8 protein-coding genes are annotated in these 14,043 nt (G+C 46.0%); 7 read left to right on the top strand and 1 reads right to left on the bottom strand.

Annotated features, from left to right (window positions below; all coding sequences use genetic code 11):
- Positions 1–120 precede the first annotated feature (120 nt).
- Positions 121–1,845 (top strand): CocE/NonD family hydrolase, encoded by a 1,725-nt coding sequence (locus tag C7475_RS01020; protein ID WP_158286377.1) that lies wholly within the window; start codon positions 121–123, stop codon positions 1,843–1,845.
- Positions 1,846–1,852: 7 nt separating this feature from the next.
- Here the strand turns inward: C7475_RS01020 and C7475_RS01025 are convergent, their stop codons facing one another.
- Positions 1,853–1,987 carry an alanyl-tRNA synthetase gene (locus C7475_RS01025; RefSeq protein WP_110050101.1) on the bottom strand — a complete coding sequence of 45 codons (135 nt, stop codon included), beginning with the start codon at positions 1,985–1,987 and terminating at the stop codon, positions 1,853–1,855.
- Between the two features lie 149 nt (positions 1,988–2,136).
- On the opposite strand from C7475_RS01025, the gene C7475_RS01030 reads away from it, so the two are divergent.
- The 6 genes from C7475_RS01030 to C7475_RS01055 all read left to right on the top strand — a co-directional run bounded on the left by C7475_RS01030 (position 2,137) and on the right by C7475_RS01055 (position 13,842).
- The gene (locus C7475_RS01030; RefSeq protein ID WP_110050104.1) at positions 2,137–2,739 is read left to right on the top strand and encodes a phospholipid scramblase-related protein; all 603 of its coding nucleotides are present in this window, start codon (positions 2,137–2,139) and stop codon (positions 2,737–2,739) included.
- A 160-nt stretch (positions 2,740–2,899) separates the two neighbouring features.
- On the top strand, positions 2,900–3,502 hold the full coding sequence (locus tag C7475_RS01035) for a chemotaxis protein CheB (RefSeq protein WP_110050106.1): 603 nt from the start codon (positions 2,900–2,902) through the stop codon (positions 3,500–3,502).
- 74 nt (positions 3,503–3,576) lie between these two features.
- Positions 3,577–7,485 (top strand): CheR family methyltransferase, encoded by a 3,909-nt coding sequence (locus tag C7475_RS01040; protein ID WP_110050108.1) that lies wholly within the window; start codon positions 3,577–3,579, stop codon positions 7,483–7,485.
- Positions 7,486–7,723: 238 nt separating this feature from the next.
- Positions 7,724–8,221, top strand: coding sequence for a carbohydrate-binding protein (locus tag C7475_RS01045; protein WP_110050110.1), 498 nt, complete (start codon positions 7,724–7,726; stop codon positions 8,219–8,221).
- Between the two features lie 501 nt (positions 8,222–8,722).
- Positions 8,723–11,983 (top strand): TonB-dependent receptor, encoded by a 3,261-nt coding sequence (locus tag C7475_RS01050; RefSeq protein WP_110050112.1) that lies wholly within the window; start codon positions 8,723–8,725, stop codon positions 11,981–11,983.
- An 11-nt stretch (positions 11,984–11,994) separates the two neighbouring features.
- The gene (locus tag C7475_RS01055; RefSeq protein WP_110050114.1) at positions 11,995–13,842 is read left to right on the top strand and encodes a RagB/SusD family nutrient uptake outer membrane protein; all 1,848 of its coding nucleotides are present in this window, start codon (positions 11,995–11,997) and stop codon (positions 13,840–13,842) included.
- The last annotated feature ends 201 nt before the right edge of the window (positions 13,843–14,043 follow it).

The raw sequence follows: 14,043 nt of genomic DNA on the forward strand, positions 1-14,043 counted from the left end.
ATTTTTAGCCCCGTGGAATAACCACTGGTAAAAAAAGAGTGCTCCGGTTACTTTTTAGCCCCCTTTTTTACTATATTGACTGTCCATAAACCTCCGCGTTTGATCAACCAAATGGAAACTATGCGTAAATTACTGGCACTGATTGCCTTAACCCTTTTTATCTATCCCACTGGCCCGCTTTCCGCTCAAAGTAAACGGTATGTTATTGATAGCAGTTTACAGGTACCACTGAAGGATGGTACGGTACTGAGTTGTATGATCGTATACCAGGAGGGCGCTAAATGGCCTTTACCGGTCGTTTTAAGGGCTAACTGTTACCCGTCGAAGCAGGACACCATCCGGGCGCAATATGTGGCAGATAGCGGCTATATCGGCGTATTTGTCTATAACCGGGGAAAGAGCCGGTCAGGAGGAAGCTTTTATCCTATGGAAAATGATGCTGCTGATAATTATGAGATCATTGACTGGATCAGTAAACAGCCCTGGTGTAACGGAAATGTAGGTATGTATGGAGGTTCCTACCTGGGCTTTGCACAATGGGCCACGGTAAAAAAGGTCCATCCAGCCTTAAAAACGATCGTACCGCAGGTGGCGGTAGGACCAGGGATAGATTATCCTAACCCGGGAGGGATATTCGTGACGTACAGTTTGCAGTGGCTCAAATATGTCAGGAATAACCATTACCTGGACGATGCCACTTTTTTTAATGAGAAGAAATGGAAAGATCTTAATACGGAATACATCCTGCGGGGACTTCCTTTTAATAAGCTTGATTCACTCGAAGGAAGTGGTATGGACACTGTTTTCCAGCGTTGGATCACTCATCCCGGCTACGATGATTTCTGGCAAAAGATGACGCCTTCGGCAGATGAATTTTCCCGTATCACTATACCCATTCTCACTACCACAGGTTTCTTTGATGATGATCAGCGGGGCGCCATCCACTATTACAATGCGCATAATAAGTACGGTCCGGCGGAAGGTATGCGTCAGCATTACCTGTTCATCGGCCCTTTTGATCATGCCGGCGGACAGGGAGGCAGGCGTCGGAATTTTATTCCCCCTTACAAGATCGATACGGTCGCGATGGTAGATCAGAAGCAACTGGTGCTGGACTGGTTCAACTATACGCTGAAAGGAGGAAAGAAACCGGCATTCCTGCAAGACAGGATCGCGGTATTTGCGATGGGAGAGAACAAATGGCATTATTTTCCATCCATCGAAAAAATGAATAGGGATACCTTGTCATTCTATCTGCCCGCAAGAGATGGAGAAACCTTACTGACGAAGAAAAAAGGCGGACGGAAGCCATTGGTGTTTTCGTTTGATGCCGCAGATCCTGTAGACGATACCATCGTGATCTATGACGGTAGTAGCTCACTGATCACCGAAGGCCTTTTCAGAAAGAAACACCTGCAAACTTTCAGCTCAGAGCCGCTGAAGCAAGATGTGATCCTGAATGGTTCCATTACGGCGGATCTCTGGTTGTCGTCCGGTACGCCTGATGCCGATATTATGATAAGCTGGTGGGAGGTGGATGCTGATGGAAAGAAATGGCCGCTTTCGCATGTGGCCCAACGCCTGTCCTTAAGTATCGATAAACAGAAGCCGGTTTACTGGAAAGAACATGAGGTGCATCATATCACACTGGATAATACGCCCTGGATCTGTAAACAGCTGAAGAAGGGCAGCCGGCTGGTGATGACCATCAGTCCTGCTTCGAACCTTTACTGGCAGAAAAACTATGGCGCGGCGAAAGATGTGAGTGAACAAACCCTGCTGGATGCACTGCTGCATGAATTACGGTTCTACCCTGAGTCTCATTTCAGCGTACCTGTTATGTAAACAGGTGTTACTTAATAAGATAATATCCCAGGGCCAGCCACAAGAGGCCTTTCACTAAAAAAAAGATGAAGGCCCAGATGCCGATACGCTTGATCCATTTGACAAAAGCGTTCTTTGGAGGAGGCGTTGTTTGTTGTTCCATATACGTTGATAAAAGACTGCTGGTGCCTGCAAGTTAAGGATTGTAGCTATTGTATAAAAATCGTGGATTGAAAAATAGTAAAACATCCTGATATTCACCATTTTTTGTATATATTTGCTGCCATTCTATAACCAACTTGATAAAACCTCATGGGACAAACGAAATTACCCGAATTCTTTCACTTTGATGATTATTTTATTGACGAGAAAGTAGGTCTGTTAAAATTCGCGAACGCTTATAAAGTATTTAACCAGGACGGTCAGCAAATAGGAAATATCCGTCAGGAAGTTCCTTTGCTGCACAAATTCCTGCGCCTGTTGCTCGATAAAAGGATCTTTCCGTTTACACTGAATATAGTCGATGCGAACGAACAGGTGGTGGCATCTATTCACCGTGGCTGGACGTTCTGGATGTCAAAAATTGAGATCCGCGATACGAATGGTGTGGTCGTAGGCGGTATCAAACAGAAATTCAAGTTCATGAAACCCTTGTTCCATATCCTCGATGCCAACAACGAGGTGCTCGCTGAGATCAAAGGAGACTGGAAAGCATGGAACTTTAAGATCGTTGATTCGTCCGAGAGAGAATTGGGTGCTATCACGAAGAAATGGGCAGGCGCCTTTAAAGAAGTGTTTACCACAGCGGATAAATACCGTGTTACCATTGCAAAAGAATGTCCGGAAGATATCAATAAAATGGCGATCGTAGCAGGAGCCATCACTATCGATATGGTGCTGAAGGAATCTAAATAAGAAATACGAATTTCAAAAAGGGATGATACAGGATACGTATCATCCCTTTTCTCTTTTATAGCTTGGCCTGTCGGCGTCTCCACGGTTTTTGCATGGCCTGATATTTGACGAGGTTGCTCATGGATGTCCTTATTACGCAGCGTTTTATAAATTTCAACATATGGATGTAACCAGGAAAAGACCGCCGTTTTGTATTGGCATCGGATGTTCTGCAGGAGGGCTCAAGGCAGCATGTGAGTTTTTTCAACAGGTCGTGGAGAAAACAGGCGCTGCATTCGTTGTCATTCCCCATCTTTCCAGCGAGCACCGGAGTAAATTCAGTACCGTTCTGGAAAGATTTACCGAAATGCCGGTGCACCGCGTGGAGGGAGAGATGAGGTTGGAAAAGGACCATGTGTATGTACTTACTGAGGATAGAATGATGATCGTCGAGGACGGCCGCCTGAAAGTGAGAAGACGGTACTCGACGGAGATCATCAATAAATCGATAGATATTTTCTTCAAGTCCATGGCGAAAGCATACCGTGAGAACGGTATCGGGATAATCCTGTCGGGTATGGGACACGATGGTATAGAGGGGATAAAACTGATCGAAGACTACCATGGACTGGTCATCGTTCAGGATCCGGATACTACTGATTTTAATATCCTTCCGCAGGCAGCCATCAACAAAGATGATCCGCATATGGTCCTGCCACCGGCAGACATTGCCCGGTTTCTACTGAGATACCTGGAAGTTCAGGGACAGTCGGAATTGAGTTGATTTAATTTTTATATATCTTTAGCAGTCCTGACTGTATTTTTGTAAAAAGCAGGTATAAAAGTAAAGCTGTATGTATGTCAGATACACATTCTGATGCGGAGTTGAACAAAAGGCGATCTGGATCCATACCTAATGCATCGCTGAAAAGCATTTTAGCGATCCTTTCGGAGTTTTCAGGAGTGGACTTTCTGCAGTATAAGTTATCAACCATTAACAGGCGACTCCAGCGGAGGATGTCGCTGGTGAATGTCCAAGGGTTTGAAGAATACCTTACGTTCATAAAAGATAATGAGAGCGAGCAAAATATTGTTTATGAGGACCTGCTGATCCACGTGTCTTCCTTTTTTCGCGATGAAGGCAGCTTTGAATACCTGTTGCGGTTCATATTGCCACAGGTGGTAAAACAGTCCCGCGATAAGGAAGAACAGGTACGTATATGGGTAGCAGGGTGCGCAACAGGAGAGGAGGCCTATTCCATTGCCATTTGTCTTTATGAGTTGATGGGGGATAAACACTTCGCCAGCAAAGTGAAGATCTTTGCAACAGACCTTTCCGAATCAGTGATCGTAGCTGCCCGTAAAGCCGTCTATACAAAAACGCAGGTAGCAGGCATATCTGAAAAAAGGCTGGCGCAATTTTTTGTGGAGCGGGAACAAGGCTATGAAATATCAGCATTGATCAGAGATGTATGCGTGTTCGCCTGCCACAATATGCTGACAGATCCGCCATTCGCAAATCTGAACCTGATCAGTTGCCGCAACGTACTTATTTACATGCAACCGGTATTGCAGAAAAAAATGCTGAGCATATTCAATTATGCACTGAAGGACCGTGGCTTTCTCTGGCTAGGGAAGTCGGAGACCAACAGATCTCCCGACCTTTTTGAAATGCCATCGAAGAAAACGAAGATCTATCTTAAGAAAAATGTAGATAAATGGACGCTGAGAAATGCGTTCCCTACTAATAAAAAAATAAAGCACATGACACCAAGCTTTGATCAGGAGAGGGATGGAAATATTGATGCACAGAAAGCGGCAGACAGCATAATACTTTCAATGTATGCACCTTCTGCAGTCCTGCTTGATGAGAAATTCGATATTATTGAGTTCCGCGGTGTTACCATGCAGTTCTTTGAACATGGACCGGGCAGAGCCAGTCTGAACATTCTCAAGCTTGCCCACAGGGACCTGGTACATAGTCTCAGAAGTGCGCTCAGTCAGGCGCAATCCTCCAGAAGCAATGTAAGAAAAGAGGGGCTTGTAGTTAACACAGGAAGTGTTTCACTCAATGTTTCATTTGAAGTAGTGCCCATCAACAGCCTGCACGAAAGCTTCTACCTGATCATTTTCAATAATCAGCAACACGATCTGACTGCCAGCGACCTTACAATAAGGAAAGCCGATCTGTTGGAGACTGCCGATGAAAAAAACCTCCGTATCCTTCAACTGGAAAGGGAAGTACAACGATATAAAGAAGAGTTGCGTGCTGTCGCGGAAGCGTATGAGGCGACCAACGAAGAGTTGCAGTCTGCCAATGAAGAGCTGAAAAGCCTGAATGAAGAACTGGAAGTATCGCAGGAAGAACTGCAGGTGATCAATGACGAATTGAGCACCCGTAACAACGACCTGCTGGAAAGGAATAATCAGCTGAACAATGCGCGTCTTTATGCAGAGTCGATCGTTAATACAGTGCACGAGTCCTTACTGATATTGGATACCAACATCCGCGTGGTTAGCGCCAATGCTTCCTTTTACCGCACGTTCAAAATGGAGCGGAAGGAGACAGAAGGAAAATTGCTGTATGAACTGGAAAGCAAACAATGGAATACATCAGACCTCCGTGTGCTGATGGAAAACCTGCTGACGTCACGGACACCTTTCGCCAATTATGAACTGACTTATAAATCTGCCGGCAATAGTTATAGGACCGTGATGATGAACGGCCAGCTGATTACTTCGCAGGACCTGAAAGAAGAGCTGATCCTGATCGCTATAGAGGATATTACTGAAGTGAGGGAGGCCAGGGAGCGTATTGCCCGTAAACAGGAATTGGTACGCGTCAATGAGGAGAGGCTTCGTTTGGCATTGGATGGTACCAAAACAGGTACCTGGGACTTTAATCCCTTGTCAAAAGAACTATTGTTATCGGATAGGAGCCGTGAGCTCTTTGGCATAACGTCAACGTCCCCATTGGAGTTTGACGGCTTTCTGAGGGCCATTCATCCTGCAGACGCACCAGGTGTGCAGGGGAATATCGCCGCAGCTCTCGCCGGCCGGGATAGCGGGCATATTAACCTGGACTTCCGTATTAATCTGACGGAAGATAGAGTGAACTGGATCTCCTGTAAAGCACAGGTCTTCTACGATGACAATGGCATTGCTGTGCGTGTACTTGGGGTAGTAACGGATATCAATGAAAGTAAACAGTTCGAAAAGCACCTGCAGGAGGTGAATAACAAACTGAATTTCGCGCTGCAAACGGGCCGTCTGGGCTCATGGGAATTGGACCTTTCCACAGGCCAGCTGCACTGTAATGAGCTGTTCCGGACTCATTTCGGTCTGCCCACACAGGCCCAGCTGACTTATGAGAAGATGTTGTCCCTGATCCTGCCTGAAGACTTGAAGCATGCAGACGAGGCCTTACAGTATGCATTGCAGAACCGGACGCTCTATGTGGAGGAGTACCGTGTCAAATGGCCGGATAACTCCATTCACTGGATAGCGACTACCGGACAGGGTATTTTTGATGAAGACGGTTTTGCTAAGAGGGTTGTGGGGGTTGCCCTGGATATTACTGAAAGAAAACAGGCGCAACTGCATCTGCAGCAAAGTGAGGCATATTTCCGGATGATCGCAGATACTGCTCCGGCGATGATCTGGATCGCAGAGAAAAATGGATCTTTCTCCTTCTTTAATAAAGCCTGGCAGAAATATACAGGACGTACCCTCGATCAGAATAAAGATAGTGGCTGGTACGATATTATGCATCCGGAAGATATTGACAAATGGAAAATTAATTTCAGCCGCTCTTCCCGCGACAGGAAGAACTTCTATGCAGAGTTCCGCCTCAAACGGCATGACGGTACCTATCACTGGTTGGCATGTTCAGGTATTCCCCGCTTTAATTCGCAGGATGAATTTGCCGGTTTTATCGGCGCATGTACTGACATTGACGATCAGAAGATGGTGGAAGATGCACTGGAAAGGAAGGTGCGCGAAAGGACCATTGCATTGGAAGATGCCAATGCTAACCTGTCCAAACGGAACCATGAACTGGAACAGTTCGTTTTCATCACTTCTCACGACCTTCAGGAACCGCTGAGAAAGATCCGCCTGTTTGCAGATATGCTGGAAAGTGTGAAGCCGGATGCTACCAAGATCGATACCGCCTTATACTTACGCAAGGTAAAACAGTCTGCTATCCGCATGTCGGACCTGATAAGGGACCTGATCGCATATTCAAGGCTGGAACTGGGGGAAAATGCATTCCTTCCTGTGGACCTTAACCTGATCGTCACGAACGTAATAGAAGACTTCGAACTGCTGATCAAGGATAAAAACGCCACGATCGAGGTGGATGAACTGCCGGTGATAGATGCTGTGCCTTTACAAATGAACCAGTTGTTTTACAACCTGATCGGTAATGCGCTGAAATTCTCAGGTGCGAACGGAGATAGCAGGGTAACGATCACCGCCAACAAGATCACTGATTCTGAAATGAAGGATTTGCCGGCGTTGCCAGGCGGCCCTGTTTATTACCGGATCATCGTGGCAGATAACGGTATCGGTTTCAACCAGGCATACGCTGATAAGCTGTTTGTTATCTTCCAGCGACTGAACCAGAAAGAGAAATTTGAAGGAACAGGTATCGGGCTGGCGCTTTGCAGAAAGATCATGGAGATACACAATGGAGATATCCAGGCGTTTGGAGTGGAACATCAGGGAGCGGCGTTTCATATCATCATCCCGGAAACACAACAATAATATATCCGGTTAGGACAATAAAATAGCTTTATTCACGTAATAATAGCAGAAATGGCCAGCTCGAGCTGGCCATTTCTATTTATACCTTTATACAAATAGCCCCGATTTAACATATTGGGAATCAGAGTGTATTATTATTGTAATTTTTAATATAAATTTGCGTAATTTTTCAACCTAATTAGTATTTTAGACACTGGTTTGGGCTTCCCTAAAAAGACGCCGGACCCACCATATTGCTATGAGGCCTATCCTATGTCTTTTTTTCATTATTGTGCAGATGATTGTCCGGGGACAGACGGCATCGCCGCCGCCGTCTAACGGACCGGCTCCGGGAGGAACAGTGGCTCCGGCGGGTACGACCGCTCCTGCGGGTACCGTTGCTCCGGCAGGCCCATTAAAAAAAGGCAATTTTGAAACAGAATTTAAAATGAAATCGGGAAGTTACCTGGGCTTCGGACAGGTGAACCTCGGTATGGGTGAAATAGGCTTTAAAGTAGTCGTATTTTGCCAGAATAAGGAGAAGAAGAACGGCCGTCTTGAATTCCGTATTGACCGTCCTAAAGGCAAGAAAAGCAGGCGTATCGGTACGCTTAAGATCCCCTTCACCGGCGATACGACCTATGCATTAAAGTTAACCGGTAACCCTAAATATTCGAATGGGGTACATGACCTCTACCTGGTAGCCAAAGGCAATCCTTTTAGTATAACGTCTATCACTTTCGTACAGGATTATTAAGATAGTCCGAACCCGGTACGGGCATTTACATCAATAACATGTCTGAAAGACAGTTTAACCAGCACTTTCCCATTGTTTTTATTTAACGGGAACTAAGGTAGTCCTTTGACCTTATCATGTGGTGAGAACAGCCGTACTTAGCGGTACACATGCCGTTTCTGCAGGTTAATATACTGCGCGTATATACATTTTCACTTTCATAAGATCGCAGTATGTTAAAAGAAATATAATTCTTGATTATTTTTTCTATTTTAGGTGTGAAATTGACACGTTGAGAAAAGTATCGTTATGAAAATCAGGCTGCACACTATGTAAACTGAAAACCTATGTAGTTGTACTGTGCTATTGACCCGCTACCATGTATTCTTTAACTAAGCAAAACCACGTTTTAATGATGATGACAGACAATAGCGTCTAAGGCGGATATGTTGTTACATATTACCGTCGTAACCAAAATCAGCGAAAGGAGTTCGCCTTTATTTAACTACACAAATTAAACGTATGAAAAATGTAGACCTGTTGAAGGTCAGGCATCGCTATGCCTGGCAGTCAACACTATTGCGCATGAAATTTACATTGCTGCTTTTTTTACCGGGCCTGTCCCCACTTATGGCTGTTGCAGATGGTTACCCAACTTCTTATTTAATCCGGCAGGACATCATATTAAAAGGAAAGATCGTTGATAAAAATAAAGAACCGGTTATCGGGGCCACTATTAAAGTAGTTGGTACCTCGAAAGGGACAACGACATTGCCTGATGGCTCTTTCAGCCTTAGTGTGGCAAATGGAGCACAGGTAACGGTCAGTGCTATCGGGTTCCTTCCCCAAACGCTTACTGTTAGTGGCAACGCCCCTTTGAACGTAACATTGGAAGCCGATACCAAAGGCCTCAGTGAGGTGGTGGTAGTAGGTTATGGCGCTCAGAAAAGAGAAGCTGTATCCGGCTCTATTGCCACAGTCAAAGGCGCTGATCTTGTCAAGTCGCCCGCTACCAACTTATCTAACTCCATTGCCGGACGTATGCCTGGTGTAACTGCCATGCAGAACAGCGGTGAGCCTGGAGCTGATGGTTCCTCTCTCCGTATCCGTGGTTCAAATACCCTCGGTAACAACGATCCGCTGATCGTAATTGATGGTGTGGCAGGACGTACCGGTGGTCTTGAGCGTCTCAACCCACAGGATATCGAAAGTATTTCTGTATTGAAGGATGCTTCTGCTGCTATCTATGGCGCACGTGCTGCAAACGGTGTTATTCTTGTAACCACCAAACGCGGTAAGAGCGGTAAGCCACAGCTGAACTACTCTTTCAACCAGGGATGGTCACAGCCGACACACATCCCTGAAATGTCTAACGCCGCTGAATATGCACAGTTAAGAGATGAGCTGAGCCTCTACCGAGATGTACCCGGAAGAGAGTGGGGCACTGCATGGAACGCTTATAAAACAGGCACAGCCTATACTTCACCTACTACCAATAAGAAATGGGATGTTGCTTTTGGTCAGACGGAAATAGAGAAATTTCGTAATAGTACAGACCCATGGCTGTATCCTAATACTGACTGGTACAAATCTACATTCAAGACATGGGCGCCACAATCCAATCATAGCGTACAGGTTTCCGGTGGTAACGAAAACATGCGTTACCTGACCTCGTTCGGTTACCAGTCGCAGGATGCTTATTATAAAAAATCGGCCACTGGTTATGATCAGTACAGCCTGCGTGTTAACCTGGATGGAAAGATCAATAAGTATGTAAATGTTAGCGTAGACATGTTAGGCCGTCAGGAGGAACGTAATTATCCTACCCGTTCTGCAGGTGATATCTTCCGTATGCTGATGCGCGGTAAGCCTACTGAGCCGGCGTTCTGGCCCAATGGTCTGCCTGGTCCCGATATCGAATACGGTAACAATCCTGTAGTGATCACTACAGACCAGACCGGGTACGATAAAGATAAACGTTACTACGTGCAAACCAACGCACGCCTGGACGTACTGGTACCAGGTGTGGAAGGTCTGAAACTGAGTGGTAATGTGGCGTTCGATAAATATATCAAAAGCACTAAACGCTGGATGACGCCATGGTACCTGTATACATGGGACAAAAAAACTTATGAGCAGGATGGCAAAACACCCTTGCTTGTAAAAGGTAAACGCGGTACCGATCAGGCTACACTTAACCAGGGTGATGAAGATCAGAGTAACTTGTTACTGCGTGGTTTGCTGACGTACGACCGTACATTTAAGAAAGACCATACGCTGAACTTTGTGTTCGGTATAGAGCGGGAAACTGTCAACTCGGAAAGTTTCAGCGCTTTCCGCAGGTACTTTATCTCTCCACTGATCGATCAGATGTTCGCCGGTGGCGATGCTGAAAAAGATAATGCCGGCAGTGCATGGGACCGTGCCCGTCTGAACTATTTCGGTCGTGTGGCCTATAACTATAAAGAGAAATACCTCGCGGAATTTGTATGGAGGAATGATGGATCATACATGTTCCCTGGTACTTCCCGTTTTGGTTTCTTCCCTGGTCTGATGTTAGGCTGGCGTGTATCAGAAGAAGGCTTCTGGAAAGACAACGTGACGTTCATGAACTACCTGAAACTGCGTGCATCATGGGGTAAGCTGGGTAATGACCAGGTTTACTTCGATGATAATGGTGATGGTACGCTCACATTGCAGGAATACCAGTATTACTCTACTTATGGTTTCAGCAGTTACATCCTGGGAGGCAATGTGGTAAAGTCGCTCTTTGAAGCACGTATCCCTAACCCCTACATCACGTGGGAGGTAGCGAACAACTATAACATTGGTCTGGACGGAGCTTTGCTGAACGGTAAGATCTATTTCGAACTGGACGCGTTCATGAACAAACGTTCAGGCATCCTGGTAAGAAGGAATGCATCTGTACCTCAAACAACAGGTATGACACTGCCAGCTGAAAATATCGGTAAGGTGGACAACAAGGGTTTTGAATTCCGTGTTGGTTATACTGATCATGCAGGTAGTAAATTCCGTTATGACGTTAGCGTGAATGGCGGTTATTCTAAAAACAAGATCGTTTTCTGGGACGAAGCGCCGGGAGCTCCCGTATGGCAACGTTCTACCGGTATGCAGATGAACACTAACCTGTACTATGAATATGACGGTGTGTTCAAAGACTATGCAGAGATAGAGAAGAACGGGATAGACTACAGTGCGCTGACAAACAACCTGCGTCCGGGCGACATGAAGTTTAAAGACATTGATGGCAACGGTAAGATTGACGGCGACGATAAGATACGCTATGCAAAGAGCACACAGCCGACGTTTACAGGTGGTCTGAACGCCAACCTGCAATACGGCAACTTTGACCTCGCTCTTCTCATACAAGGAGCTACCGGTGGCGCCCTGGCTATCAATACTGAGTCTGGTGAGATCGGCAACTTTACCAAAGACTACTATGATCACCGCTGGAGCCCTGATAATCCAAACGGAGAACACCCTCGTGTGAACGACCGTAATGATACCTATTGGGCGACTGGTAATACCTATTGGATCCGCAGTACCAACTATGTACGTCTGAAGAACCTGGAGATCGGGTACAGTATTCCTGATTTTCTGAAGAAGAAAAGTGGTATCACCAATCTGAGGTTATATGCCAACTGTCTGAACCTCTTCACGATCGATAATCTGAAGATCCTCGATCCGGAATCTATTAATGGTAATGGACAGTATTATCCGCAGTCAAGGGTATTGAATGCAGGTTTCAATTTAACTTTTTAATCAGCAGTATCATGAGACAATTACTTAAGAAAATATATATCGGAATTGGTATTGCAGGTACTTTCACAGTAGCAGCATGTAATACTGATTTTCTGAATACAAGGCCTTTAGGGGAAGCTACCAAAGATGATGTGTGGCAGGACCAGGCACTGGCCGAAGCGTTTGTAAATGAGATCTACAATGGCCTGAGCAGTGGAGGTTTCCTCGAAACGATGTTATCCTCTGCTACTGACGAAACCATGTTCACGCATAACTACGGTATGAAGAACATGGGTGAGGCGACGATCAGTCCTACAGATGCAGAATATGTTAATACCCGTGGTACGTTCCGCTGGGGAGAATTGTATAAACGTATCCGCGCCTGCAATGTGTTTTTTCAGAACATACAGAAGGTGCCTTTTGATAAAACAGCTACTGCAGAACGTTTAAAAGGAGAAACCTATTTCCTCCGTGCATACTTCTATCATCAGCTGGTACGTGCTTATGGTGGTGTACCCCTGATAGATACCGTGTACACGCTCGATGATAAAGATTACACGGTTGTCCGTAATTCTTTTTCCGAATGTGTGGAGCACATCATACGTGATTGTGATTCTGCAGCTGCAAATCTGCATGGCAAAGAAGGCATCACCGTAAAGGGCCGTGCTACTGAAGGAGCGGCTCTCGCGCTGAAATCACGTATGCTGATCTATGCTGCGAGTGATCTGTATGACTTTCCAACCGCCAGTGGGAAATCGACTGTAATAGCTGCTGCGGCTACTCCGGCAGTACTTGGTTATACTACCGGCAACCGTACGGAACGCTGGCAACGTGCTAAAGCTGCTGCCTGGACGGTGATGGAGCTTGGACGTTATTCCCTGGCATTTCCTTCGCCGGCTTCACCACAGGAAGCCAGCGCCAACTATCAGCAAATGTTCCTGGGCGATAATACAGAGAGCATCTTCTCCCGTTATTTCCTGAACGCTAAGTCAGAAGCTGGTGGTCAGATCGGTCTTTACAACGGCTTGAACGGTTATCATAACTGGTCTGGTAATACACCCACACAGTTGCTGATCGACGATTATGAAATGGCGGATGGCACACCTTTTAACTGGGGAGATCTGTCGCATAAGTCAAATCCTTATTTGAACCGCGATCCCCGGTTTTATGCCAGTATCCTGTATGATGGCGCTAACTGGCGTGCGCGTCCCTCCGATGTAGCAGCAAAGGATCCCGCTAACCAGGCACAGACAGGTGTATATGAGGTGTGGGATGCGGAAGGCGGAAGAACGATCAATTCCCCCGGTCTGGACACACGTCAGGGACCAGTAGAGAACTGGAATGGCAGTTTCACCGGGTACTATATGAAGAAGTTCATTGATCCCAATGTGGATGCACAGTATTTCCGTCAGGAGGTACCATATCCTGTCTTCCGGTTTACCGAGATATTATTCAACTATGCGGAGGCTTGTATAGGACTGGGTGAAGACGAAGAAGCGCGTAAATACCTGAATATGATCCGTAAACGTGCTGGCATGCCTGATATTACAGAATCAGGTGCTGCATTGTTGGCGCGTTTCCAGCGGGAGAAAGAAATAGAAATGGTGTTTGAAGAACAGCGTTTCTATGATGTGCGCCGCTGGATGATAGCACCTTCGACTGTTGGCCGTGCATTACGTGGCATCAACGTAGTAGGCAAGCTGAAACCTAATGTGAAGGTTACTTTGTACCAGCATGATGAGAACAGCTATGACTATACTTACACACCGGTAACACTGGTGAATGAGAACAGGATCTGGCTGGACAAGATGTATTTCATGCCGCTGCAAAGGGATGAAATGAACAGGAATAATAAACTGGTACAGAACCCGGGATATTAATAGTTTGATTTGATTAACGCGGATGGCGCTACCGGGGCGGCATTCGCAGGAAGTAATAAAATGTGCAGCAAAACGCTGGTTGAATATCGATTGGGCACTGTGCGGCGTCTGGAGGTTTTAACGCTGATAGAGCTGTGTCAATCCCCTCTCAGCGTCTTGAAGGCACATTTTTATTACTTCCTGCTACGCCTACCCACCAGG

The sequence above is a fragment of the Chitinophaga sp. S165 genome (genome assembly GCF_003182155.1).
GTDB lineage: Bacteria > Bacteroidota > Bacteroidia > Chitinophagales > Chitinophagaceae > Chitinophaga.

Bases quoted from the DNA above. Each gene is read 5' to 3' on its own strand.
- C7475_RS01030 (WP_110050104.1), top strand. From the start codon at position 2,137: ATGGGACAAACGAAATTACCCGAATTCTTTCACTTTGATGATTATTTT.
- C7475_RS01020 (WP_158286377.1), top strand. From the start codon at position 121: ATGCGTAAATTACTGGCACTGATTGCCTTAACCCTTTTTATCTATCCC.
- C7475_RS01035 (WP_110050106.1), top strand. From the start codon at position 2,900: ATGGATGTAACCAGGAAAAGACCGCCGTTTTGTATTGGCATCGGATGT.
- C7475_RS01025 (WP_110050101.1), bottom strand. From the start codon at position 1,987: ATGGAACAACAAACAACGCCTCCTCCAAAGAACGCTTTTGTCAAATGG.
- C7475_RS01040 (WP_110050108.1), top strand. From the start codon at position 3,577: ATGTCAGATACACATTCTGATGCGGAGTTGAACAAAAGGCGATCTGGA.
- C7475_RS01055 (WP_110050114.1), top strand. From the start codon at position 11,995: ATGAGACAATTACTTAAGAAAATATATATCGGAATTGGTATTGCAGGT.
- C7475_RS01045 (WP_110050110.1), top strand. From the start codon at position 7,724: ATGAGGCCTATCCTATGTCTTTTTTTCATTATTGTGCAGATGATTGTC.
- C7475_RS01050 (WP_110050112.1), top strand. From the start codon at position 8,723: ATGAAAAATGTAGACCTGTTGAAGGTCAGGCATCGCTATGCCTGGCAG.